Source organism: Streptomyces sp. NPDC047002, assembly GCF_040704505.1.
GTDB lineage: Bacteria > Actinomycetota > Actinomycetes > Streptomycetales > Streptomycetaceae > Streptomyces.
Genome location: NZ_JBEYWC010000003.1, coordinates 272102 through 294907, shown reverse-complemented (window position 1 = coordinate 294907; position 22806 = coordinate 272102). Strand labels below are relative to the sequence as shown.

21 protein-coding genes are annotated in these 22806 nt (G+C 75.1%); 8 read left to right on the top strand and 13 right to left on the bottom strand.

Features of this window, described 5'->3' with window-relative positions; genetic code table 11:
• Positions 1-104 precede the first annotated feature (104 nt).
• The gene (gene pepN, locus AB0910_RS05810) at positions 105-2681 is read right to left on the bottom strand and encodes an aminopeptidase N (protein WP_366743256.1); all 2577 of its coding nucleotides are present in this window, start codon (positions 2679-2681) and stop codon (positions 105-107) included.
• 135 nt (positions 2682-2816) lie between these two features.
• A complete protein-coding gene (locus AB0910_RS05805; protein WP_366743255.1) occupies positions 2817-3854 on the bottom strand; it encodes an aspartate-semialdehyde dehydrogenase in 1038 nt (345 codons plus the stop codon).
• A 454-nt stretch (positions 3855-4308) separates the two neighbouring features.
• Between AB0910_RS05805 and AB0910_RS05800 the strand changes: the two genes are divergently transcribed.
• A complete protein-coding gene (locus tag AB0910_RS05800; RefSeq protein WP_366743254.1) occupies positions 4309-5100 on the top strand; it encodes a putative protein N(5)-glutamine methyltransferase in 792 nt (263 codons plus the stop codon).
• Here the strand turns inward: AB0910_RS05800 and AB0910_RS05795 are convergent.
• Positions 5072-6037: an NADP-dependent oxidoreductase gene (locus tag AB0910_RS05795; protein WP_366743253.1), complete on the bottom strand. Its 966-nt coding sequence runs from the start codon at positions 6035-6037 to the stop codon at positions 5072-5074. The genes AB0910_RS05800 and AB0910_RS05795 overlap by 29 nt on opposite strands.
• A 103-nt stretch (positions 6038-6140) precedes the next feature.
• On the opposite strand from AB0910_RS05795, the gene AB0910_RS05790 reads away from it, so the two are divergent.
• Positions 6141-6764, top strand: a complete 624-nt coding sequence (locus AB0910_RS05790; RefSeq protein WP_366743252.1) for a helix-turn-helix domain-containing protein — start codon at positions 6141-6143, stop codon at positions 6762-6764.
• An 18-nt stretch (positions 6765-6782) separates the two neighbouring features.
• Here the strand turns inward: AB0910_RS05790 and AB0910_RS05785 are convergent, their stop codons facing one another.
• The gene (locus tag AB0910_RS05785; protein WP_366743251.1) at positions 6783-7640 is read right to left on the bottom strand and encodes a helix-turn-helix transcriptional regulator; all 858 of its coding nucleotides are present in this window, start codon (positions 7638-7640) and stop codon (positions 6783-6785) included.
• A 208-nt stretch (positions 7641-7848) separates the two neighbouring features.
• Between AB0910_RS05785 and AB0910_RS05780 the strand changes: the two genes are divergently transcribed.
• On the top strand, positions 7849-8877 hold the full coding sequence (locus AB0910_RS05780) for an NAD-dependent epimerase/dehydratase family protein (RefSeq protein ID WP_366743250.1): 1029 nt from the start codon (positions 7849-7851) through the stop codon (positions 8875-8877).
• A gap of 62 nt (positions 8878-8939) precedes the next feature.
• Here the strand turns inward: AB0910_RS05780 and AB0910_RS05775 are convergent, their stop codons facing one another.
• The 3 genes from AB0910_RS05775 to AB0910_RS05765 are packed head-to-tail and all read right to left on the bottom strand — an operon-like array spanning position 8940 to position 10766.
• Complete coding sequence (locus AB0910_RS05775; RefSeq protein ID WP_366743249.1) at positions 8940-9425, bottom strand: hypothetical protein; 486 nt, start codon at positions 9423-9425, stop codon at positions 8940-8942.
• 28 nt (positions 9426-9453) lie between these two features.
• Positions 9454-10263 (bottom strand): DNA-formamidopyrimidine glycosylase family protein, encoded by an 810-nt coding sequence (locus AB0910_RS05770; protein WP_366743248.1) that lies wholly within the window; start codon positions 10261-10263, stop codon positions 9454-9456.
• A gap of 14 nt (positions 10264-10277) precedes the next feature.
• Positions 10278-10766, bottom strand: a complete 489-nt coding sequence (locus tag AB0910_RS05765) for a ribose-5-phosphate isomerase (protein WP_366743247.1) — start codon at positions 10764-10766, stop codon at positions 10278-10280.
• Positions 10767-10995: 229 nt separating this feature from the next.
• Here AB0910_RS05765 and AB0910_RS05760 point away from each other — a divergent pair, with 229 nt between their 5' ends.
• The gene (locus AB0910_RS05760; RefSeq protein ID WP_366743246.1) at positions 10996-12468 is read left to right on the top strand and encodes an amino acid permease; all 1473 of its coding nucleotides are present in this window, start codon (positions 10996-10998) and stop codon (positions 12466-12468) included.
• Positions 12469-12523: 55 nt separating this feature from the next.
• Here AB0910_RS05760 and AB0910_RS05755 read toward each other — a convergent pair whose 3' ends face one another.
• Positions 12524-12841, bottom strand: a complete 318-nt coding sequence (locus AB0910_RS05755; RefSeq protein WP_366743245.1) for a hypothetical protein — start codon at positions 12839-12841, stop codon at positions 12524-12526.
• 70 nt (positions 12842-12911) lie between these two features.
• Complete coding sequence (locus AB0910_RS05750) at positions 12912-13583, bottom strand: DJ-1/PfpI family protein (protein WP_366743244.1); 672 nt, start codon at positions 13581-13583, stop codon at positions 12912-12914.
• Positions 13584-13798: 215 nt separating this feature from the next.
• On the opposite strand from AB0910_RS05750, the gene AB0910_RS05745 reads away from it, so the two are divergent.
• Positions 13799-14791: a helix-turn-helix domain-containing protein gene (locus tag AB0910_RS05745; protein WP_366743243.1), complete on the top strand. Its 993-nt coding sequence runs from the start codon at positions 13799-13801 to the stop codon at positions 14789-14791.
• Here the strand turns inward: AB0910_RS05745 and AB0910_RS05740 are convergent.
• On the bottom strand, positions 14770-15933 hold the full coding sequence (locus AB0910_RS05740) for an FAD-dependent monooxygenase (protein WP_366743242.1): 1164 nt from the start codon (positions 15931-15933) through the stop codon (positions 14770-14772). The two genes, AB0910_RS05745 and AB0910_RS05740, sit on opposite strands and share 22 nt — an antisense overlap.
• Positions 15934-16124: 191 nt before the next feature.
• On the opposite strand from AB0910_RS05740, the gene AB0910_RS05735 reads away from it, so the two are divergent.
• On the top strand, positions 16125-16757 hold the full coding sequence (locus tag AB0910_RS05735) for a TetR/AcrR family transcriptional regulator C-terminal domain-containing protein (protein WP_366743241.1): 633 nt from the start codon (positions 16125-16127) through the stop codon (positions 16755-16757).
• A gap of 50 nt (positions 16758-16807) precedes the next feature.
• Here the strand turns inward: AB0910_RS05735 and AB0910_RS05730 are convergent, their stop codons facing one another.
• Complete coding sequence (locus AB0910_RS05730; protein ID WP_366743240.1) at positions 16808-17398, bottom strand: biotin transporter BioY; 591 nt, start codon at positions 17396-17398, stop codon at positions 16808-16810.
• Between the two features lie 148 nt (positions 17399-17546).
• Complete coding sequence (locus AB0910_RS05725) at positions 17547-18179, bottom strand: DsbA family protein (RefSeq protein WP_366743239.1); 633 nt, start codon at positions 18177-18179, stop codon at positions 17547-17549.
• Between the two features lie 194 nt (positions 18180-18373).
• Here AB0910_RS05725 and pepN (AB0910_RS05720) point away from each other — a divergent pair, with 194 nt between their 5' ends.
• Together pepN (AB0910_RS05720) and AB0910_RS05715 are read left to right on the top strand one after the other, a co-directional pair.
• Positions 18374-20950: an aminopeptidase N gene (gene pepN / locus AB0910_RS05720; RefSeq protein ID WP_366743238.1), complete on the top strand. Its 2577-nt coding sequence runs from the start codon at positions 18374-18376 to the stop codon at positions 20948-20950.
• Between the two features lie 170 nt (positions 20951-21120).
• Positions 21121-22167 (top strand): hypothetical protein, encoded by a 1047-nt coding sequence (locus AB0910_RS05715; RefSeq protein ID WP_366743237.1) that lies wholly within the window; start codon positions 21121-21123, stop codon positions 22165-22167.
• Here AB0910_RS05715 and AB0910_RS05710 read toward each other — a convergent pair.
• Positions 22156-22602 carry an NUDIX domain-containing protein gene (locus AB0910_RS05710; RefSeq protein ID WP_366743236.1) on the bottom strand — a complete coding sequence of 149 codons (447 nt, stop codon included), beginning with the start codon at positions 22600-22602 and terminating at the stop codon, positions 22156-22158. The two genes, AB0910_RS05715 and AB0910_RS05710, sit on opposite strands and share 12 nt — an antisense overlap.
• Between the last annotated feature and the right edge of the window lie 204 nt (positions 22603-22806).

Sequence of the window (22806 nt, the reverse complement as noted above, 5' to 3'; positions counted from 1 at the left end):
TGCGCCGGTTGAAGACCTGGAGCGCGTCGGCGTCGTACACCCCGCCCGTCCTGCGGGCCCCGCCCGCGTGACGCGGGCGGGGCCGGTGCGGCCGCTGCGGGGTGTCAGACGCCCGCGGCCTCGTCGGCCGCGCGGGCGCGCAGGGCGCGCTCGACGCCGGAGCGCGACTCGGCCACCAGGCGGCGCAGCGCCGCGTTGGGGCCCGCGGACGCGAGCCACGCGTCCGTCGCCTCCAGGGTCTCCTGCGCGACCTGGAGCGCCGGGTACAGGCCGACCGCGATCTGCTGGGCCATCTCGTGCGACCTGGATTCCCACACGTCGGCCACGGCGGCGAAGTACTTCTCCGCGTACGGGGCGAGCAGCTCGCGCTGGTCGGTCTGGACGAAGCCCGCGATCACGGCCTCCTGCACCGCGTTGGGCAGCTTGTCGTCCTCGACGACCGATGCCCACGCCTCGGCCTTGGCCGCCGCCGTGGGCCGCGCCGAGCGCGCGGCCGCCGCGTGCCGCTCGCCCGCCGCCGTGCGGTCGCGCTCGTACTCGGCGGCGATCTCCTCCTCGTCGAAGTCGCCGGTCGCCGCGAGCCGCTGCACGAACGCCCAGCGCAGCTCCGTGTCGACGGCGAGGCCCTCGACGGCCTCCCGGCCGTCGAGCAGGCCCTGGAGCAGGTGCAGCTGCTGCGGGGTGCGGGCCGTCGCCGCGAACGCCCGCGCCCACGCCAGCTGGTGGTCGCTGCCGGGCTCCGCTGCCCGCAGGTGCGCGAGGGTGGCCTCCGTCCACTGGGTGAGGCCCGCCTCGCGCCAGGACGGCGCCGCGTACTGGTCGAGCGCCAGCTTCGCCTGCCGGTGCAGCGACTGCACCACGCCGATGTCGCTCTCCTTGGAGATGCCGGAGAGCACCAGCTTCAGGTAGTCGCGGGTGGCCAGCTCGCCGTCGCGGGTCATGTCCCACGCCGACGCCCAGCACAGGGCGCGCGGCAGGGACTCGGTGAAGTCGCCCAGGTGCTCGGTGACGGCCTTCAGCGACTCCTCGTCGAGGCGCACCTTCGCGTACGAGAGGTCGTCGTCGTTGAGCAGGATCACCGCGGGCCGCCGCCGGCCCGCGGGGAACGGCACCTCGGTGCGCTCGCCGTCCACGTCGAGCTCGATGCGGTCGGTGCGGGCGAGGCGGCCCTCCGCGTCGAAGTCGTAGCAGCCGATCGCGATCCGGTGCGGGCGCAGCACCGGCGTGCCCGTGGCGCCCTCGGGCAGCGCGGGCGCCTCCTGGCGCACGGCGAAGGAGGTGACGGCGCCGGACGCGTCGGTCTCGATCTCGGGCCGCAGCACATTGATGCCCGCGGTCTCGAGCCACGCCTTCGACCAGGCCTTCAGGTCGCGGCCCGAGGTCTGCTCCAGCGCGCCGAGCAGGTCCAAGAGGCGGGTGTTGCCGAAGGCGTGCTCCTTGAAGTACGCCTGCACGCCGCGGAAGAACTCGTCCTCGCCGACGTACGCGACGAGCTGCTTGAGCACGGACGCGCCCTTGGCGTACGTGATCCCGTCGAAGTTGACGAGCACGTCGTCCAGGTCGCGGATGTCCGCCATGATCGGGTGCGTGGAGGGCAGCTGGTCCTGCCGGTACGCCCAGGTCTTCATCGAGTTGGCGAAGCTCGTCCAGGACGTGGGCCAGCGCGAGCCGGGCGCCGCGGCCTGGCAGGCGATCGAGGTGAAGGTGGCGAACGACTCGTTCAGCCACAGGTCGTTCCACCACTCCATGGTGACCAGGTCGCCGAACCACATGTGCGCCAGCTCGTGCAGGATGGTCTCGGCGCGGCCCTCGTACGCCGCGTCCGTCACCTTGGAGCGGAAGACGTACTGGTCGCGGATGGTCACCGCGCCCGCGTTCTCCATCGCGCCCGCGTTGAACTCCGGCACGAACAGCTGGTCGTACTTGGCGAACGGGTAGGGGTGGTCGAACTTCTCCTGGAACCAGTCGAAGCCCTGCCGGGTCACCTCGAAGACCGCGTCCGCGTCCAGGAACTCGGCGAGCGAGGGGCGGCAGTAGATGCCGAGCGGGACCGTACGCCCGTCCTTCTCGTACGTGCTGTGCACGGAGTGGTACGGGCCGGCGATGAGCGCCGTGATGTACGAGGAGATCCGGGGCGTCGCGTCGAAGCGGCGCACGCCCTCGGCGTCCGCCTCCGGCGTCGGCGCGTTCGACACCACGGTCCAGCCGGCCGGCGCCTTCACGGTGAAGCGGAACGTCGCCTTCAGGTCGGGCTGCTCGAACACGGCGAACACCCGCCGCGAGTCCGCCACCTCGAACTGCGTGTACAGATAGACCTGTTCGTCGACCGGGTCGACGAACCTGTGCAGCCCCTCGCCGGTGTTCGTGTACGCGCAGTCCGCGACCACCCGCAGCTCGTTGGCGCCCGCGCGCAGTCCTGGCAGCGCGATCCGCGAGTCCTTGAAGACCGCGTCCACGTCGAGCGCGGCGCCGTTCAGCACGACCTCGCGCACCGCGGGCGCCACCAGGTCGATGAAGGTCTCCGCACCGTCCTCGGCGCTGTCGAAGCGCACGACCGTCACCGAGGGGAACGTGCCCCCGTCCTGCGCGCCGCCGAGGTCCACGTCGATCTCGTAGCCGTCCACGCGGAGCAGCCGTGCCCGCTGCTGCGCCTCGTCGCGGGTCAGGTTCGTACCAGGCACCGGGTCATCTCCTCGTTGTGTGACGCTGTACGGCCGCCATCCTTCCACGCGGGCGGGGGCCGGTGGCGAGGGATATACCCCGGTACGCCCGGAGGCCGGGGCACGCGAGGCGCCCCGGCCCCCGGGCCGTGCGGCTCAGGCGCCGCCGAGCTCCGCGGCGACCAGCTCGGCGATCTGGACCGCGTTGAGCGCGGCCCCCTTGCGGAGGTTGTCGTTGGAGACGAACAGCGCGAGGCCCCTGCCGCCCTCCACCGTCTCGTCCGCCCGGATGCGGCCGACGTACGACGGGTCGGTGCCCGCGGCCTGGAGCGGGGTGGGGATCTCGGAGACCTCCACGCCCGGGGCGTCGGCCAGCAGCTCGTAGGCGCGCTCCACGGTCAGCGGCCGCTCGAAGCGCGCGTTGACCTGGAGCGAGTGCCCGGTGAAGACCGGCACGCGCACGCAGGTGCCCGAGACCTTCAGCTCCGGGATCTCCAGGATCTTGCGCGACTCGTGGCGGAGCTTCTGCTCCTCGTCCGTCTCGTGCAGCCCGTCCTCGACGAGGCTGCCGGCGAAGGGGAGCACGTTGAAGGCGATGGGCCGCTTGTAGACCGACGGTTCGGGGAAGTCGGCGGCGCGGCCGTCGTGGGTGAGGCCGTCCGCCGCCTCCACCACCTTGCGCGCCTGGTCGTGCAGCTCGGCGACGCCGGCGAGCCCCGATCCCGAGACGGCCTGGTAGGTGGTGGCGACCAGCGCCGTGAGCCCCGCCTCCGCGTGCAGCGGCCTGAGCACGGGCATCGCGGCCATCGTCGTGCAGTTCGGGTTGGCGATGATGCCCTTGGGCCGGTGGGCGGCCGCGTGCGGGTTGACCTCGCTGACCACCAGCGGCACCGCGGGGTCGCGCCGCCACGCGGACGAGTTGTCGATCACCACGGCGCCCTGCCCCGCGACCCGCTCCGCCAGCGCCTTCGAGGTGGCGCCGCCCGCGGAGAACAGCACGATGTCGAGTCCCGCGTAGTCGGCGGCCGCCGCGTCCTCGACCGTGATCTCCTCGCCCTGCCACTCCAGCGTGGTGCCGGCCGAGCGCGCCGACGCGAACAGGCGCAGCCGCGTGACAGGAAAGCCGCGCTCCGCGAGGATCCTGCGCATGACCGTGCCGACCTGACCGGTGGCTCCGACGATTCCGACCTTCACGGGGACTCCTTGCGGTGACGTGTGTACGGGAGGAGGCGTGCACGCACGGCGCTGTACGTACGCTGCGGTGGTCCTGGGCGGCTCCGCGCCGTCGCGGCTCCGGCCCCGGGGTTGTGCCTTGCCCATCTTGCGGGCCGTACACGTGACGTTGTCCACCCCATTGTCGGGCAGCACGCGACCCGGCGCCCCCGCCGCCCGCCCACACCCCCGGATCGGGGGAATCCGCCGCTCCCTGAGGCCCCGGACGCCCCGGCAGCACCACGGGCGCCGCCCGGGATGCCCGGCGGCGCGCGAGGGCGGTCCGCCGGCGCGGCGGCCGTGGTACGTTCGGCGACCGCGCGCCCGGGGGCGGGTCCGACGCCGTCGGCGCCCCCGACCCGGCCGGGGCGCCGGCCCGCGGCCCGCGGTACGGCGCGCGCCGTCCCCGCCCCTTCAGGAAGGTCCGCCACGCGCCATGTCACTCGTCGCCGAGCTCCGCGCCGCGGGCTGCGTCTTCGCGGAGGAGGAGGCGGCGCTCATCCTGTCCACCGCCGCCGGGCCCGAGGAGGCCGGGCGGATGGCCGCGCGGCGCGCCGCGGGCGAGCCGCTCGAACACGTGCTCGGCTGGGCCGGGTTCCTCGGGATGCGCATCTCCGTCGGGCCCGGCGTCTTCGTGCCGCGCCGCCGCACCGAGTTCCTCGCGGGCCACGCCCTGCGGCTGCTGCCGCCCGGCGGCACCGCGGTCGACCTGTGCTGCGGCTCGGGCGCGCTCGGCGCCGCCCTCGCCCGCGCGGGCGCCGCCGAGGTGCACGCGGCCGACCTCGACCCCGCGGCGGTCGCCTGCGCCCGCCGCAACCTCGAACCCCTCGGCGCCGCCGTTTACCAGGGCGACCTGTTCGCGGCCCTGCCGCGGCGGCTGCGGGGCAGGGTCGACGTGCTCGTCGCCAACGTCCCCTACGTGCCGACGGGCGAGGTGCCGCTGCTGCCGGCCGAGGCCCGCGCGCACGAGCCGCTGCTCTCCCTCGACGGCGGGGGCGACGGCCTCGACGTGCTGCGCCGGGTCGCGGCCGAGGCGCCGCAGTGGCTCGCGCCGGGCGGCGTGCTGCTGAGCGAGGCCGGCGGGCGCCAGGCGCCCGCGGCGCTCGCCGCGTTCACCGCGGCCGGGCTCGAAGCGCGCACCGCCGAGGACGACGACCTCGGCGCGACGGCCGTGCTCGGCACCCGGCCCCGCCCGCCCGTCACCCCGCCGCCTGCCCCTCGCGGGTGAGTGCGGCGAGATCGATGACGGTCTTGCCCAGGCGGGGCCCCGTACCGGCAGCCGCGTGCGCCTCCGCCGCCCGGTCGGCCGGGTGAACCGCCTGGACGGGGACGCGGAACAGCCCCCTCTCCGCGAGATCCGCGGCGACGGCGAGGCCGTGGCACCCGTCGGGCTCGCCGCCGAAGCGGCCGCGGGAGAGGCGCACCCCGCGGTTCGGGCCTGTCGCATCCGCCAGGGTGACCACCGACCCGGCGCCGCCGGTGAGGCGGACGAGTTCGTCGAGCGACCCGGCCCCTGCCACGTCGAGCGCGCGGTCGACGCGCGAGGCGCCCAGTGCGCGGACGCGCCCGGCCAGGCCGGGCCCGTAGGGCAGCGGGATCGCGCCGAGCGCGGAGAGGAACCCTTCGCTGCCGGGGCGGCCGGTCGCGACGACGCGGGCCCCGCGAGCCGCGGCCAACTGCACGGCGATGCTGCCGACGCCGCCCGTCGCGCCGTCGATCAGCAGGGTCGCGGCCGTCCCCTCGCACACTCCGAGCAGGTCGAGTGCGCGGGTGGCCGTCTCCACGCCTGTCGCGGCGGCGCCCGCCTCCTCCCACGACAGAGCGGCCGGCTTCGCCTCCCAGAACGCCAGGACGGCGAACTGCGCGCACGCCCCGCCGAGCCGGGACACGTCGACCGCGCCGAACACCTCGTCCCCGACGGCCCAGCCCGCCACGCCCTCGCCGACCTCGTCGATCACGCCGGCCGCGTCCACCCCGGGGACGTGGGGCAGCGCGAGGCTGTCGCGTGAGGGCGACGCCCCGGCCCGCAGCGCGAGGTCGACGGGCGACACCCCGCTGGTGCGCACCGCGACACGGACCTCGCCGCGGCCCGCGTGCGGCTCGGGCGAACAACCGATGCCGAGGACACCGGGGGGACCGAAACGCTCGAACCGCACTGCCCGCATGGCCACCTCTCCGGCCCGGAGTCTCCGGGCCCGGCTCTACGGTGGCCTTGGACGCGCGGCAGGTGCCCCGTCCCGGGCCGAAGTGAGAACCGCGGAGAACGAAGTGACTCGGAAACCACGCACGGACGCGGAGCTCAACCGCCGCCGCATCCTCGCCACCGCGCGCGCCGCCTTCGCGGGCGAGGGGCTCGACGTGCCGATGCGCGAGATCGCCCGCCGCGCCGGCCTGGGCACCGCCACGGTCCACCGGCACTTCCCTGCACGCACCGACCTCGTCGCGGCGGCGCTCGCCGAGCTCGTCGCGGAGTGCCGTGCGGACATGCGGGCGCTGCTGGCCGAGCCCGATCCCTGGCGGGCGCTCGGCGGCGCCGTGCGCCGTTTCGCGGAGCACCGGGTGCACGACCGCGGGCTGGACGAGGCCCTGTTCGGCTCCCACCCGGCGGCCGCCTCCTTCGCCGCCGACCGCCGCGCGCAGGAACGGGCGATGCGGCAGCTCGTGGACCGCGCGCGCGAGGCCGGCGCGGTGCGCCGGGACGTCACGGTGGAGGACGTACGGGTCTGCCTCGGCGCGATCGCCTCGTTCCGGCCCGCGCGCTCGGGCGCGGCCCTCGGGCGGCTCGTCGAGCTCCTCCTGATCGGGCTCGCCGCGGACGACGGCCCCGCGCGCGGGACCCGTGCGCGCTCTCTCCAGGCGCCCGAGCGGGCCGGCGCGGGAGAACAGCGGTAGGCCGGGCCGGGTCGGGCCTCAGGCGGTGTCCGACCGGGTGGTGGCCCGGGACCTCGCGGGCTTGAGGGAGGCCGAGGCGAGCAGGGCGAGCTTGTCGGCGCTCTCGGAGCCGGGCTCCGGGTGGTAGATGACGAGCATGATCCCGTCGGTCCCGTTGACCAGCAGTTTCTCGCGGCCCAGGGTGACCGGCCCGAGTTGGGGGTGGGCGAAGGTGAGGGTGGCGCTCGTGCGCCGGTTCCCCGCGTCGTGGCGGGCCCACAGCGTGCGGAAGCGCGCACTGGCCACCGAGAGTTCGCCGACCAGCCCGATCACCCGGGGGTCGTCCGCGTCGGTGCCGACCGCGTTGCGGAAGCCCGCGACCAGGCCGGCCGTGGTCCGCTCCCACTCGGGGAACATCGCCGCCTCCGCCTCGTCGAGGAAGACGTCCCTGAGCCGGTTGCGGCCCGGTACGAGGCGTGGGGAGAACGCGGTGGCCAGTGGGTTGGCGGCCAGCACGTCGAGGTAGCGGCCCTCGACGAACGCCGGCAGATCGAGGGACCGCACGAGCCCGGCCGTGCCGGGCGGCACGGTCTCGTGCTGCGGGCGCCGCCTCCTGCGCCGTGGCCTGCCGCCGACGAGGCCGAGCAGGTAGGTGGTGTCGTCGAGCCGCAGGACCCGGGCGACGGACTCCAGGACCTGGACCGAGGGATTGCGGTCCCGGCCCTGTTCGAGGCGCAGGTAGTACTCGGCGCTGATGCCCGAGAGCATCGCCACCTCCTCCCGGCGCAGCCCCGGGACGCGGCGCGGGCCGAGGACCGGGATCCCGGCCTGCTCAGGGGTGACGAGCTCGCGGCGGGCACGGAGGTACTCGCCCAGCAGGTTCGGCTCCTTGTCCATGCCCTCCAGCGTAGGCAGCGGGCCGGGCGCCGTGCCTGTCCCCGGGACTACCAGTGCCGGGAGGGCACTGGCCCGCCCTCCCGCGCGCCCGCAGGCTGGACCCCGCCGGGCGGGAGAGGATCGGCCCCGCACGGCGGCGGGCCGCGGGCTCGCGTCCGGGGCACGGGCCGTACGCGGCCGGAAGACGCAGAGGGAAGGAAGACGGGAAGTGGCTCAGCAAGACGTTCTGGTGACCGGGGGCTCCGGCTTCATCGGCGGGCACGTCGTCCTCGACGCGCTCGCCCGGGGCCTCAGGGTGCGGACCACCGTGCGCTCGCTCGCACGCGAGGAGGCCGTCCGCACGTCCCTGCGCGGGGCCGGCATGACGGCCGACGACCGGCTCGAGTTCGTCGCCGCCGACCTGACGGGCGACGACGGGTGGCCCGCGGCGCTCGACGGTGTCCGCCATGTCGTCCACGTGGCCTCGCCGGTGATGCCGGGACACGTCGAGAACGAGGACGAGATCATCGTCCCCGCCCGCGAAGGCGCCCTGCGCGTGCTCAGGGCGGCCCGTGCGGCGGGCGCGGAGCGCGTGGTCCTCACCTCCGCCTTCCACGCGGTCGCCTGGGGGCACCCGCACGACGGCCGCGTCTTCACCGAGGCGGACTGGACCGTGCTCGACGGTCCTGGCACCGACGCCTACGGGCGCAGCAAGACGCTCGCCGAACGCGCGGCGTGGGACTTCGCCGCCGACGGCGGCCCCGAGCTGACCACGCTGCTCCCCGTCGCCGTCATGGGGCCCGCGCTGAGCGGCGAGCCGTCAGGGGCCAACCGGATCGTCGAACGGCTCCTCACCGGTGCCGTGCCAGGACTGCTCGACCTCTACGTCCCCGTGGTCGACGTGCGTGACGTCGCCGCGGCGCACGTCGACGCCACGACCGCGCCCGCGGCCGCCGGGCGGCGCATCCTCCTGGGGAGCGACCCCGCCCTGCCGATGGCCGAGATCGCCGGCACGCTGCGGGCCACGCTCGGCCGGGCGGCGGCCCGGGTCCCGACCGGGACCGTCCCCGACGACGCCGTGCGCGCCGGCGCCGCCACCAACCCCGCGCTGCGCGCCGCCGCGCAGGATCTCGGCTACGCCCGCCGCTTCTCCACCGACACGGCGCGCGAGGTCCTCGGGTGGGCACCGCGCCCCAGCAGGGACGCCGTGGCGGCCGCGGGCCAGAGCATGGTCGAACGGGGGATCGTCCCGTCCTGACCCGCCCGTACGCCCCACTGCCCCGTGCGCGACCGTGCCGGGTCAGGGCACGGCGCCGCGCGTCAGCCCGCCGCGCCGCCCGCGCCGCTCTGCCCTGCCATGAGCGCGAGTTCCCAGGCGGCGTGCTCGGACCCCTCGGCGGGCAGCTTCTTGACGGCGGCGTAGCGCGCGCGGCCCGCTGACACCCGCAGCTCCTGCACGGGCAGGACGAAGTAGGCGCGCTTCACCCGGATCGCGGCCGAGCCCTCGCCCGCCTCCCGCCCCGCGCCCGGCGCGAAGACCGCCGTCAGCACCGCGCCGACCCGGCCCACCGCCACGTCCTCAAGGATCCAGTCGTCCAGCACGACGCGCACCTTCCGCGCCGTTGCGGACCTGCCCATCACCGCGACGTACACGTCGGAGCCGGCCAGCGGCCCCGACCAGTCGGCGAACCAGTGCCCGCGGCCCGCGGGCCGCTGGTGGAGGGCCGCGCGGCCCGCGCCGAGCGCCCGCAGCGCCGCCTGCGCCTCGCCGAGCACGGGGAGCCTGTCCGTACCACCGCCTGCCATGGTCACGACGATCTCACAGCCGCGGTGGTCACCGCGCCTGGCAGGTCGGGCACCAGAAGAGGTTCCTGGCCGCGAGCTGCGCCGTGCGCACGGGCGTGCCGCACACCAGGCACGGCTGGTTCGCCCTCCGGTACACGTACACCTCGCCGCCGTGGTCGTCCACGCGCGGCGCCCGGCCCATCGCCTCGGGCTCGTGCTCGGGGCGCACCGTGTCGATGCGGTTGGTGCGCACGCCCTCCCGCATCAGGACCACCAGGTCGGCCCAGACGGCGTCCCACTCGGCGCGGGTCAGGTCGCGGCCCGCGCGGTACGGGTCGATGCCGTGCCGGAACAGCACCTCGGCGCGGTAGACGTTGCCCACGCCCGCCACGGTCTTCTGGTCCATCAGCAGTGCGGCGACGGTCGTGCGGGACCTGGAGATGCGCGGCCACGCGTCGTCGGCCGACGCGGCGGGCCGCAGCGGGTCGGCGCCGAGCCGCTCGTGCACCGCGCGCTTCTCGGCTCCGGTGATCAGCGCGCAGGTCGTCGGCCCCCGCAGGTCCATGTACGCGGCCTCGCAGGAGAGCCGCAGCCGCACCGTGTCGGTGGGCGGCGGCAGGGGCGGCGCGCCGAAGCGCACCTTGCCGAAGAGGCCCAGGTGGACATGGACCCAGCCGATGCCTCCGAAGCCGAGGAAGAGGTGCTTGCCGTGGGCGTCTGCCTCGTCGAGCACCCGCCCGTCGAGGAGCGCCGCGCTGTCGGAGAACTTGCCCTGCGGGCTGCTCACCCGTACCGCACGGCCGCCGAAGCGCTCCGTGTGGTCGAGGGCGAGGCGGTGGATCGTGTGGCCTTCAGGCACGTGCGGACCCGCGCTCAGCCCTGCTGGGGGTGGTGTGCGGGCACCGGGGGCAGCTCGCCCGTCTTCTCGTACTCCGTGAGCATGTCGATGCGGCGGGTGTGCCGCGCCTCGCCCGAGTACGGCGTCGCGAGGAAGACCTCGACGAACGAGGTGGCCTCGTCGCGGCTGTGCATCCGCGCGCCCACCGACACCACGTTCGCGTTGTTGTGCTCACGTCCGAGGCGTGCGGTCTCCTCGCTCCACGCCAGCGCCGCCCGTACGCCCCTGACCTTGTTCGCGGCGATCTGCTCGCCGTTGCCCGAGCCGCCGATCACGATGCCGAGGCCGTCCGGGTCGGCCGCCGTGCGCTCGGCGGCCCGCAGGCAGAACGGCGGGTAGTCGTCCTGGGCGTCGAGGATGTGCGGTCCGCAGTCGACCGGTTCGTGGCCGTGCGAGGTGAGCCACTGGACGAGATGGTTCTTGAGTTCGTAGCCCGCGTGGTCGGAGCCGAGGTAGACGCGCATGCCCCGAGTGTGGCACGGGAACCGCTGGGTAAGGGCAGGGGGCTCGCGTTCTGTTGATCCGGACCCGACAATGCGGGGCAGGCCGCTGCCGGAGTCACGGGAAGCGTGCGCCGGGGTGGTCACACCTCCGCGCCCCCTGCCCGTGCCCGTGCCGCAGGCCGTGACACCGACCGTCCGACACACCAGCGACGTCTCCACGTCGTGGACCCGACCGAGGGATGCACACCACATGACTCGTCCCCCCACCCTCACGGCGGAAGGCGGAGACCCCGCCGCGCCGCATCCGTCCACCCCGCCAGGCGAGGACGGGGGCGGCCTGCGCCCGGGGCTCAGGAACCGCCACCTCTCGATGATCGCGATCGGCGGTGTGATCGGCGCGGGCCTCTTCGTGGGCTCCGGGTCCGGCATCGCCGCCGCCGGCCCCGCCATCCTCGTCTCGTATGCCCTCGTCGGCCTGCTCGTCGTCCTCGTGATGCGGATGCTCGGCGAGATGGCGGCGGCCGACCCGCGCTCCGGGTCGTTCTCCGCCTACGCCGACCGGGCGCTCGGCCGCTGGGCCGGGTTCTCCATCGGCTGGCTCTACTGGTTCTTCTGGGTCGTCGTGCTCGCCGTCGAGGCGACCGCGGGCGCCACCATCCTCAACGGCTGGGTGCCCGCGGTCCCGCAGTGGGCGTGGGCGCTGATCGTGATGTTCGTGCTCACCGGCTCGAACCTCGCGTCGGTCGCCTCCTACGGCGAGTTCGAGTTCTGGTTCGCCGGCATCAAGGTCGTCGCGATCGGCGCGTTCATCGTCATCGGGCTGCTGGCCGCGTTCGGCGTGCTGCCCGGCTCCGACCACCCGGGCTCCGGCTTCTCGCACCTCACCGACGCGGGCGGGTTCCTGCCGAAGGGTCCTGGCGCGATCCTCACCGGGGTGCTGCTCGTGGTGTTCTCGTTCATGGGCAGCGAGATCGTCACCCTCGCGGCCGGCGAGTCCGCCGACCCGCGCCGCGCCGTCTCCAAGGCCACCAACAGCGTGATCTGGCGCATCTGCGTGTTCTACCTGGGCTCGATCTTCGTGGTGCTCGCGCTGGTGCCGTGGAACTCCGCCGCCGTCACCAAGGACGGCAGCTATGTCGCCGCGCTCGACACGATAGGCATCCCGCACGTGGGCACCGTGATGGACGTGATCGTGCTGACCGCGGTGCTGTCCTGTCTCAACTCCGGCCTGTACACGGCCTCGCGGATGGCGTTCTCGCTGGGGCGGCGCGGCGACGCGCCCCGCGCCTTCCACCGCACCAGCAGCCGCGGCGTGCCGCACGTGGCGATCCTGTCGTCGGTGGCGTTCGGCTTCCTCGCGGTGTGGTTCAACTACCAGTGGCCCGACACCGTCTTCCAGTTCCTGCTGAACTCCTCTGGTGCTGTCGCCCTGTTCGTGTGGCTGGTGATCTGCCTGACGCAGCTGCGGATGCGCCGGATCATCCTGCGCGAGGCGCCGGAGAAGCTGGTCGTGCGGATGTGGCTGTTCCCGTACCTGACGTGGCTGACGGCGGCGGTCATCGTCTTCGTCGTCGGCTACATGCTCACCGACGACTCCGCGCGCGACGAGATGCTGCTCTCGCTGCTGGTCGCCGCGATCGTCGTGGCGATCGCCCTGGTGCGGCGCGCGGTGGGCCGCGAGACCCCGGCCGAGGGGGTGCCCGCGCCGGACGCCCGGCCGTAGCCCGTACGGGCCCCGCGGGGTGGCGCCGCACGCGGGGCGCGCCCCGCGGAGCCCGTCAGGCGGCCACGCGCCGGCCGGTGACCCGGGTACGGGGCAGCCGGCCGGCGCGCGAGTGGCCTGTCAGCTCGTCACCGGTGACCACGACGTCGAAGCCGAGGTCGAGGCGCAGGGGCCTGGTGACGCGCCGGCTCCAGGTGGCGCGGATGCCGCCGTCCGCCGGCCCGGTGGCGAGGCCGCGCAGCTTCACGGTCTCGTCCCGGCCACGCGCGGTGCCGCGCAGCCCGTCGGGCGTCTCCTCGAAGAGGTACTGGACGGTGAGCGTGCCGATGGGGGTCCTCAGGGACACGTCCCAGGTTCCGGTGAGGGCGTTCACGGTGCGGGTTCCTTCGTCTCGGCTGCGTGGGTGCGTGGGTGCGTGGGTTCCCGGCTCTCCGGCCGCGGGGCTACGGGGCCCCTGCGGCGGGCGCGGCCGGCGCGTGGGCGCGCCAGACGGTCCCGTGCCGCCGGTACTCGAACAGCTCCTCCACAGCGAGCGCGGCCGCCGGGCCGAAGTCCCGGTCCAGCAGGTGCAGGCCGAGGTCGAGCCCCGAGGTGACGCCGCCCGCGGTCACCAGGTCGCCGTCGTCGACGACGCGGGCGCGCACCGCGCGGGCGCCGGTGGCGTCGAGGACGTCCATGCCCAGCACATGCGTCACCGCGGGCCTGCCCCCGATCAGCCCGGCCATCGCGAGGGCCAGCGAGCCGCCGCAGACCGTCGCCACGGTCACGGCGGGGTTCTCCAGGGCGCGGCGCAGCAGCGGCGCCGCCGCGCCGCCCGCGAACCGGGCGAGCAGCACGGGGACCGTGTCCACCTCGTCCGGGTCGCCGTCGACCGGTCCTGACGCGCCGGGCACCACGACATAGCCGGGGCGCTCCGGGTCGAGCGCGGCGGTCGCCTCCAGCGCGAGGCCGCGGGTGCCGGAGACGACACGGCGCGGCCCCTCGGCCGAGACGAACGCGACCGGCAGCTCGGCGGCGGCGGCGTCGCCGCCCGCGGCGAGCACCTCGAACGGCGCGACGGCGTCCAGCGGATCGAAGCCGTCGAAGAGCACGATCTGCGCGGCAGGTGAGGGCATGGGGCTGTTCTCCTTCCGGCGCGGGACAGCGCGCCGTCCACGGCATCCTCGCGCCGCGTGAGGGAGCGCGTAACCGGCCGCGGTGCCGCACTCCGCCGGGATCTGGCCACGGGCGTTCCCGGCGCCACGCGCGGCCCGTGCCGCGCGGGCGGGTGCGGGCGGCCGGGCCGCCCCTCGCGGCAGGGGCCCGCGGGCCCCGCGCGTACGCTGCCCGCGTGCACACTGTCGCCGTTCTCGCGCTGCCCGACGTGATCGCGTTCGACCTGGCCACCCCTGTGGAGGCCTTCGGCCGGGTGCGCCTTTCCCAAGGGCGGGGCGGCTACCGGGTGCTGGTGTGCGGCACCCGCCCCATGGTCGAGGCGGGGCCGATGCGGATCTGCACGGACAGCGGGCTCGACGAGCTGGAGCGCGCCGACACGGTCGTCGTGCCGGGCCGCAACACCGCCGACGCCCCGGCGCCGCCGGAGGCGCTCGACGCGCTGCGCCGCGCGGCCGCCGCCGGGGCGCGCATCGCCTCGATCTGCGTGGGCGCTTTCGTGCTCGCCGAGGCCGGGCTGCTCGACGGGCGGCGCGCCACCACACACTGGCTCGCCGCCGACCTGCTGGCCAGGCGCTACCCGTCCGTCGAGGTCGCCCCGGACTCCCTCTACGTCGACGGTGGCCCCGTCCTCACCTCGGCGGGCGCGGCCGCCGGACTCGACCTGTGCCTGCACATGATCCGTGCCGACCACGGCAGGGCCGTGGCCGCCGACGCGTCGCGGCTCGCCGTCGCGCCCCTGCACCGCGACGGCGGGCAGGCGCCCTTCGTCGTGCGCAACCCGCCGGCCTTTGCCACCGCGTCGCTCGAAACCGTGCTCGCGTGGATCGAGCGCAACGCCCACCGCCCGCTGACCCTCACCGAGTTGGCGAGTGCGGCGCGGATGAGCGTGCGCACCCTCAACCGCCGCTTCCACGCGGAGACGGGGCAGAGCCCGATGGAGTGGGTCACCGGGGTGCGGGTGCGCCACGCCCAGGAGCTGCTGGAGACCACCGACCACGGCGTCGACCGCGTGGCCCGCCTGAGCGGCTTCGCGGCCCCCAGCAGCTTCCGCGACCACTTCCGCCGCCGCGTCGGCCTCTCCCCGCACGCCTACCGCAGGAGCTTCACCGGGCGGCGCACGGCGCCCGGTGAAGCGGACGGGACCCGTCAGGCCAGTGCCGACAGGTAGGCGACCGCGCTGGCCGGTGCCTCGGGGGCCATGCACGCGGCGAGGCCGCGCTCCGACGCCTCGATGCCGCGTGAGCCGCGGGGGACGGCGTCCCGCTCGTACCGCTCCACCGCCTCCCGTACGGACGCCTCGCGTGCGACGGCGAGGCCCAGTTCTGCGCCGTCCAGCATGGCGAGGTTGGCGCCCATGCCGGCGAACGGTGTCATCAGGTGCGCGGCGTCGCCGATCAGCGTGATGGCGGGGTGGGCGGGCCAGGTGCGGCCGGGCGGCAGTGTGTACAGCGGTCGGTGGACGAAGGAGTCGCCGCACAGGTCGAGCAGGTCGAGCAGGCCGGGCGACCAGCCGGCGAAGCGCTCCCGCAGCGCGGCCCTCGCCGTGCCGGGCCGGTCGAGCGCGCCACCGGTGTACAGCGCGCCGCCCTCGGGCTCGCGCAGGGTGAAGTAGACGCGGACCACGCCGTGCGTGTTGCGCTGCGCCATGATGCCGAGGCCGCCGTCGAAGGCGTAGAGGCTGCCGTCGCCCACCAGCGCGGCGACCGCGGGCGCGCGGGTGCCCGGGCCCTCGATGCGGGCCTCCACCAGGTGCACCCCGGAGAAGGCGGGCGCCGCGCCGCCCAGGTGCGCCCGGGTCTTCGACCAGGCCCCGTCCGCGCCCACGACCAGGTCGAACGCCGCGTCGTCCGCGGCATCCGCTGCGGCGCCCCGCCCGGCGAACACCGGCCTGCTGCGGCCGTCGGGCGCTGCCGCGATGCCGGTGAGCGCCCGCCCCCAGCGGACGGTCCCCGCGGCCAGCGAGTCGAGCAGCAGCGACCTGAGGTCGCCCCGGTCGATCTCGGGCCGTGCGGCGACCCCGGGCGTGGGCTCGTGGTGCACGAGCACCTGCCCGTCGGCGCCCGACACCCGCACCTCCTCGCCCTCGGGGCGCGAGAGCGCCAGGAAGCCCTCGGTCAGGCCGGCGGCGGCCAGCGCCGCCTGCCCGGTGCCGGGGTGCAGGTCGAGCGTCCCGCCCGGGGGACGCGCCGCGGGCGAGGCGTCGCGCTCGAAGACCGTGACGTCCACCCCGTGCGTCTGGAGCACCCTGGCGAGGGTCAGGCCCCCAGGCCCGCCGCCCACCACGGCGACGCGCGGTGAGGTCTCAGCCATGGCGGCGCCTCCCGTCCGCTGCGGGGGCGGTCCCCTGCGGGTTCCCTGGGGTGAGCCGTGTTCTGGGCATGCGAGGTCCCTTCGTGGGCGAAGTACTTGAACACCGTTCTAGTAGAACAGTGTTCAAGTTAGGTGCGCCTAAGTATTACTGTCAAGGCGGGAACCATCCGGAAGAGGAAGGCGGAGACACCATGCGGCTGCGGCGGTCCGACGTGCTCGACGGAGCCATGCGGCTCCTGGAGGAGGAGGGGCTCGCCGGCCTCACGATGCGCCGGCTCGCCTCCGCGCTCGACGTCCGGCCGTCCGCGCTGTACTGGCACTTCGCCGACAAGCGCACCCTGCTCGACGCCATGGCCGAGGAACTCGTCTCCGGGGTGCCGGAGCCGGACGCCTCCCTGCCGTGGGACGAGCGCGCCGCGGCCCTCGCCCGCGGCCTGCGCGACGCCCTGCGCTCCCACCGCGACGGCGCGCGGCTGCACGCGGGCACCTTCGTCGACGGCGCCCACACCCTGCGCGTGGGCAACGCCCTGCTCGCCGCCTACACCGACGCGGGCCTGCCGCGCCCGCGCGCCATGAGCACGGCCTTCGCGACCCTGCACTTCGTCCTCGGCCACACCATCGAGGAGCAGGCGCGCGACGAGCTGCGCGCCGCGGGCCGCTGGAACCCCGGGCGCGCGGTGGCCGCCGCCGGAGCCTTCCCCGAACTGGCCGCGGCCCTCGCCGACTTCGAGGCCACACCGCCCGACGAGCGCTTCGGCGAGGGCCTCCGCGCGATCCTCGAAGGGGCCAGGACGCGCGCGGCGGGCGGCGCCGGGCACGCGTGAGGCCCCGCCCCCGGTGGGGGAGCGGGGCCTCGTCGGGGTCCAGGAGCGGGTCAGCCGCGGCGGCCCGCCAGCTTCCAGGAGCCGGGCAGGGCGCCCATCGCGAGGGCCGCCTTGAGCGCGTCCCCGACAAGGAACGGCACGAGGCCCGCGGCGATCGCCGCGCCCGCCGACATCCCGGCCGACAGGGCGAGGTACGGCACGCCGATCGCGTACACGACCGCGGAGCCGACCGCCATCGTGCCCGCGGTGCGCAGCACCGAGCGGTCGCCGCCGCGCCGCGCCAGCGCGCCGACGACGGCGGACGCCGCCAGCATGCCGAGCACATAGCCGAAGGAGGCGCCGCCGGCGCCCGACGTGCCGCCGGAGAACCACGGCAGGCCCGCCATGCCGAGCACGGTGTACAGCGCGAGCGAGAGGAACCCGCGGCGCGCCCCGAGCGCGGTGCCGACGAGCAGCGCGGCGAAGGTCTGCCCGGTCACCGGCACCGGGGAGCCCGGCACGGGCACGGAGAGCTGCGCGGCGAGCCCGGTGAGCACGGCGCCCCCGGCGACGAGCGCGATGTCGCGGCTGCGGCTTGCGGGGATCAGGTCGGCGAGTACGCCGGCGCGGGAGGCGGCCGCTGTGGGTGCGACGGTGCTCATGGGGGCTCCGCGGAGTGAGATCGGACAACTGGTCGCATTCTCGAATGCGCTCCGACCGTAACCCACGGACCCCGGCACCCCGTTCGTCGGAGCCCCACAAACCCCGCCCCCGCCCCTTGTCGCCGGCCGCCCCTGGCGCCGCGGTGCCTCAGTCGAAGACCGGGCCCTGCGTGCGCGTCCGCTTGATCTCGTAGAAGCCCTTGACCGACGCCACCATCAGCGTGCCGTCCCACAGCTTCAGCGCCTCCTCACCCTTGGGCGCAGGGGTCACGACCGGGCCGAAGAACGCGATCTGGCCGCCGTCGGCGCCCGGCACCGCGATGACCGGCGTGCCGACCTCCTGGCCGACCTTGTCGATGCCCTCCTTGTGGGAGGCGCGCAGCTCCGTGTCGTACGCGTCCGAGTCGGCGTACTCGATCAGCTCGGCGGGCAGCCCCGCGTCCGCGAGCGCGCCCGCGACGGCCTCGCGCGTCGGGCCCTCGCCCTTGTTGTGGAAGCGGGTGCCGAGCGCGGTGTAGAGGGGCCCCACGACCTCGTCGCCGTGCTTCTGCTGCGCCGCGACGACCACCCGCACCGGCGCCCACGCCTTGGTCTCCATGAGCTCCCGGTACTCCTCGGGCATCTCAACGAGCCGCGGCTCGTTGAGCACCGCAAGACTCATCACGTGCCACCGGATGTCCAGGTCGCGGGCCTGCTGGACCTCGAGCACCCAGCGGGAGGTCATCCACGCCCACGGGCACAGCGGGTCGAACCAGAAGTCGACCGGCGTCTTCTCCGACATGTCTCTCCTCGAAAAGCTCCGTACGGGCACACCCCGACGGAGCAGGAACGTACCCGGCGGCCCCCGCCATTCCCGTGCGGGCCGCGCGGCCCGCACGGGAATGGCAGAGATGACCGCATGCCGGTCACCCGGCACCGCCATGCGAGGATCGGGCTGTTTCCGCGATGTCCGCGCCGTGAAGGAGCTGCTGCCCCGTGCCTGGTGAGAACCTGTCCCGCGACGAGGCCCGTGAGCGGGGAGAACTGCTCTCCGTGACCGGCTACGAGGTCGCCCTCGACCTGAGGTCCGCCGTCGGAGAGGGCCCGGCGGACGGCCCGCGCACGTTCCGCTCCGTCACCACGCTCCGCTTCACCTGCGCGCGGCCGGGCGCCGCCACGTTCGCCGACCTGATCGCGCCGTCCGTTACGGCCGTGACGCTCAACGGCCGCTCCCTCGACCCGGCCGCCGTCTTCGACGGCGCGCGCATCGCCCTCGACGGCCTCGCCGCCGACAACACCCTCGTCGTGGACGCGCAGTGCGCGTACAGCAGGACTGGCGAGGGCATGCACCGCTTCGTCGACCCGGAGGACGGCGAGGTCTACCTCTACACGCAGTACGAGCCCGCCGACGCCCGCCGCGTCTGCACCACCTTCGAGCAGCCCGACCTCAAGGCGCCCTACCGCTTCGAGGTGACGGCGCCCGACGGCTGGCAGGTGTGGAACAACGGCGCGGGCGCCCTGGACGCCGACGGCGTGTGGCGTTTCGCCGAGACCAAGCCGATCTCCTCGTACATCACGGCCGTCGTCGCCGGCCCGTACCACTACGTCACCGACACCTACCGGCGCACCCTGCAGGACGGCTCCGAGCTGGAGATCCCGCTCGGCGCGATGTGCCGCAAGGGCCTCGCCAAGCACTTCGACGCCGACGACGTCTTCCTCGTCACCAAGCAGGGCCTCGACTTCTTCCACGAGCACTTCGACTACCCGTACCCGTTCGGCAAGTACGACCAGGCGTTCGTGCCCGAGTACAACCTCGGCGCCATGGAGAACCCGGGCCTCGTCACCTTCCGCGAGGAGTACATCTACCGCGGCAAGGTCACCCAGGCGTCCTACGAGCGCCGCGCCAACGTCATCCTGCACGAGATGGCCCACATGTGGTTCGGCGACCTCGTCACCATGCGCTGGTGGGACGACCTGTGGCTGAAGGAGTCCTTCGCCGACTTCATGGGCGCGTTCTCCATGGTGGAGGCCACCCGCTTCACCAACGGCTGGATCACCTTCGCCAACAACCGCAAGGCGTGGGCCTACCGCGCCGACCAGCTGCCCTCCACCCACCCGATCACCGCGGACATCCGGGACCTGGAGGACGCCAAGCTCAACTTCGACGGCATCACCTACGCCAAGGGCGCCTCCGTGCTCAAGCAGCTGGTGGCGTACGTGGGCCGCGACGCGTTTCTCGAAGGCGCCAGGCGCTACTTCAAGCGGCACGCCTACGGCAACACCGAACTCGGCGACCTCCTCGCCGTGCTGGAGGAGACCTCGGGCCGCGACATGGCGGGCTGGGCGCGCTCGTGGCTCCAGACCGCCGGGGTCAACTCCCTGACGCCGCAGGTGCTCTACGACGCCGAAGGCCGCGTCCAGGAGCTCGCGGTCGTCCAGGACGCGCCCGAGTCGTACCCCGAACTGCGCCCGCACCGCGTGGCCGTGGCCCTCTACCGGCGCTCCCCCGAGGGCGGGCTGACCGCCTACGCGCACACCGAGGCGGACGTGTCGGGGCCCCGCACCGTCGTCGACGCGCTCGCCGGGGCCGAGCGCCCCGACCTGGTGCTCGTCAACGACCAGGACCTCACGTACTGCAAGACCCGCCTCGACGCCGCCTCGCTCGACACGCTCCGCGCCCACCTCGGCTCCGTGGCCGACCCGATGGCGCGGGCGCTGTGCTGGTCAGCGCTGTGGAACATGACCCGCGACGCGCTGCTGCCCGCCCGCGACTTCATCGCGCTGGTGCTCGCCCACGCGGGCCGCGAGAGCGACATCGGCGTGCTCCAGATGCTGCACGCCTGGGCCGAGTCCGCGCTCGTGCACTACGCGGCGCCCGCCTGGCGCGCCGAGGGCGGCCGGCTGCTCGCCCAGGGCGCGCTGCGCGAGCTGCGCGCCGCCGAGCCCGGCAGCCAGCACCAGCTCACCTGGGCACGCTTCTTCGCGAGGACCGCCGCGTCCGACGAGGAACTGGCGCTGTGCCAGGCCCTGCTCGACGGGACGGAGAAGGTCCAGGGCCTCGACGTCGACCAGGAGCTGCGCTGGGCCCTCCTCGGCCCGCTCGCCGCACACGGCCGGGCCGACGAGGCCGCGGTCGAGGCCGAACTCGCCCGCGACGCCACCGCTTCGGGCGAGCGCCACAAGGTGCGCTGCCTCGCCTCCCGGCCCTCGGCCGAGGTCAAGGCCGCCGCCTGGGAGGCCCTCGTCGAGTCGGACACCCTCTCCAACGCGCTGGTGGAGGCGACCATCGCCGGGTTCGCGCAGCCCGGCCAGCGCGAGCTGACCGCCCCCTACGCCGAGAAGTACTTCGCCGCCATCGAGCGGGTCTGGGCCGAGCGGTCGATCCAGATCGGCATGCTCGTCGTGCGCGGCCTCTTCCCCGACCTGCGGGACGACCCGGAGACGCTGGCCGCCGCCCACGACTGGCTCGCAGGACACGAGAAGGCCGCGCCCGCGCTGCGCCGCCTCGTCGCGGAGGCCGCCGACGACCTCGCCCGCGCCCTGCGCGCCCAGGAGTGCGACGCGGCCGCCTGAGCGCAGGCGCGCCCCGCCGCCCGGCGGGGCGCGCCAACGCCCTTACCCCGAACGGGTGATGGCTACCTCGGCATTCGAACGCCCGTACTTTAGGACGGGCTTGTCCGGTTTGGGCAACGCCCTTGTAACAGGGGTTACCGAGGAGGACGGGACGGGGGAGAACCGGTTGCATGAACAACAACAGCGCCCGCCTCACCCCCGCCCGCACCGCAGCGCCCGCCCCCGGCGAGATCGCGGGCACACCCGTCCCGCGCCTGCTCACGTCGGCCCAGCTGCGGGAGCGCGGCATCCCCGCCTCCACCGCGTCCGCGCACTGCCGCCCCGGCGGCCCCTGGCAGCAACTGCTGCCCGGCGTCTACCTGTTGCACCGGGGCGCGGCCACGCAGGACGACCGGCTCAGGGCCGCGCTGCTGTACGCGGGCCGCGCCGTGCCCGCCCAGCGCGGCCGGGGGAGCGACCGGCCGCCCGCGCTGCTCACGGGGCTCGCGGCGCTCGCCGTCCACGGCTTCGACTCGGTGCCCCCGCTGCCCTCGCAGGAGGCGTTCGACGTCCTCGTGCCGTGCACCAGGCGGCTGCGCTCCACCGCCTTCGTCCGGCTGCTGCGCGCCGCGGCGCTGCCCGAGCCCGAGCACATCGCGGGGCTCGCCGTCGCGCCCGTCGCCCGCGCTCTCGCCGACGCCGTCGCCACGCTGCCCGGCACCGGCGCCGTACGCCGCGTGCTGACCGAGGCCGTACGCGACGGGCACTGCGAACCCGGCGTGATCGTCGCCGAGTTGGCGCGCGCCCGACTGCTCGCGCTGCCCCATGTCGTCGGCGCCGTCGACGCGCTGCTCGCCGAGGGCAGGGCGCGCGCCGAGGAGCGGCTCTACGCGCTGGTGCGCGGGCACGGCCTGCCGGAGCCGGTGTGGAACGTCGACCTCAGGCTGCCCGGGGGACCGCACCTCGGCGGCGTGGACGCCTACTGGCCCGAGCAGGGCCTCGCCGTCGAACTCGACACCCGCGCACCGCGGTTCTGCGGCAGCTTCGAGGACGACGCGCGCTTCGAGGCGGGCGCGGCCAAGCGCGAGCACCTGGAGCGGCTCGGCATCACCGTCGTCCACCTCACGCCGCGCGGCCTGCGCGAGGCGCCGGAGCAGCAGGCCGTGGTGGTGCGCACCGCGCTGATGGCGGCCGACGACCGGGAGCCCGCCGCCCATGTCGTCGTGCTACCGCGGTGAGCCCTGCCCGAGGTGCCCCGTCGGCGGCCGCTCGCGCCACAGCCGCAGCCCCGCGTCGACGAGCGGGACGTGCGGCAGCTCCGCCAGCGCGTCCAGCGGATGCCAGGCCGCCAGGTCCGTGGACCCGTCGGGTTCGGCCCGCAGTCCGCCGCCGGTGATCTCGCCCTCGTACAGCACCCGCACGCTGTGCAGGCCGTCGCGCACCAGGGAGTCCACGCCGAGGAGCGCCGTCATCCGCGCCCTGTGCCCCGTCTCCTCCTCGACCTCGCGCACGACCGCGTCGAACGGGTCCTCGCCCGGGTCGGCCCCGCCGCCCGGCAGGGTCCACAGCCCCGCGGCCGACCGGTCACGCAGGTGCGGCACGAGCCGCGAGAGCAGTATCCGGCCGTCGCTCACCAGGACGGCATAGGCGGCCAAGCGGAGTCGGGTGCGCATCGCCGCAGCGTACCCACGCGCCACCACCGCCCGCCCGCGCCTTTCCCGCCCCGACCGCACCCGCGGGCCAGGACCTGGACCCGTGCGTACCGGCCAGGACCGCCGCAGTACCGGCCAGTGACGGCCGCCGTCTGCCGCGGCGCCCCGATATCGAACACAATGGGCCCCCTCTGCACGGCGGGCGTACAGATCGATAGGGTCCAA

What these genes read in the sequence shown, in the direction of transcription:
- AB0910_RS05710 (WP_366743236.1), bottom strand. Translation starts at nt 22,602, where the DNA reads ATGCGCACCCGACTCCGCTTGGCCGCCTATGCCGTCCTGGTGAGCGAC.
- AB0910_RS05730 (WP_366743240.1), bottom strand. Translation starts at nt 17,398, where the DNA reads ATGAGCACCGTCGCACCCACAGCGGCCGCCTCCCGCGCCGGCGTACTC.
- AB0910_RS05715 (WP_366743237.1), top strand. Translation starts at nt 21,121, where the DNA reads ATGAACAACAACAGCGCCCGCCTCACCCCCGCCCGCACCGCAGCGCCC.
- AB0910_RS05750 (WP_366743244.1), bottom strand. Translation starts at nt 13,583, where the DNA reads ATGCCCTCACCTGCCGCGCAGATCGTGCTCTTCGACGGCTTCGATCCG.
- AB0910_RS05785 (WP_366743251.1), bottom strand. Translation starts at nt 7,640, where the DNA reads ATGGACAAGGAGCCGAACCTGCTGGGCGAGTACCTCCGTGCCCGCCGC.
- AB0910_RS05800 (WP_366743254.1), top strand. Translation starts at nt 4,309, where the DNA reads ATGTCACTCGTCGCCGAGCTCCGCGCCGCGGGCTGCGTCTTCGCGGAG.
- AB0910_RS05760 (WP_366743246.1), top strand. Translation starts at nt 10,996, where the DNA reads ATGACTCGTCCCCCCACCCTCACGGCGGAAGGCGGAGACCCCGCCGCG.
- AB0910_RS05795 (WP_366743253.1), bottom strand. Translation starts at nt 6,037, where the DNA reads ATGCGGGCAGTGCGGTTCGAGCGTTTCGGTCCCCCCGGTGTCCTCGGC.
- AB0910_RS05765 (WP_366743247.1), bottom strand. Translation starts at nt 10,766, where the DNA reads ATGCGCGTCTACCTCGGCTCCGACCACGCGGGCTACGAACTCAAGAAC.
- AB0910_RS05735 (WP_366743241.1), top strand. Translation starts at nt 16,125, where the DNA reads ATGCGGCTGCGGCGGTCCGACGTGCTCGACGGAGCCATGCGGCTCCTG.
- AB0910_RS05740 (WP_366743242.1), bottom strand. Translation starts at nt 15,933, where the DNA reads ATGGCTGAGACCTCACCGCGCGTCGCCGTGGTGGGCGGCGGGCCTGGG.
- AB0910_RS05775 (WP_366743249.1), bottom strand. Translation starts at nt 9,425, where the DNA reads ATGGCAGGCGGTGGTACGGACAGGCTCCCCGTGCTCGGCGAGGCGCAG.
- AB0910_RS05725 (WP_366743239.1), bottom strand. Translation starts at nt 18,179, where the DNA reads ATGTCGGAGAAGACGCCGGTCGACTTCTGGTTCGACCCGCTGTGCCCG.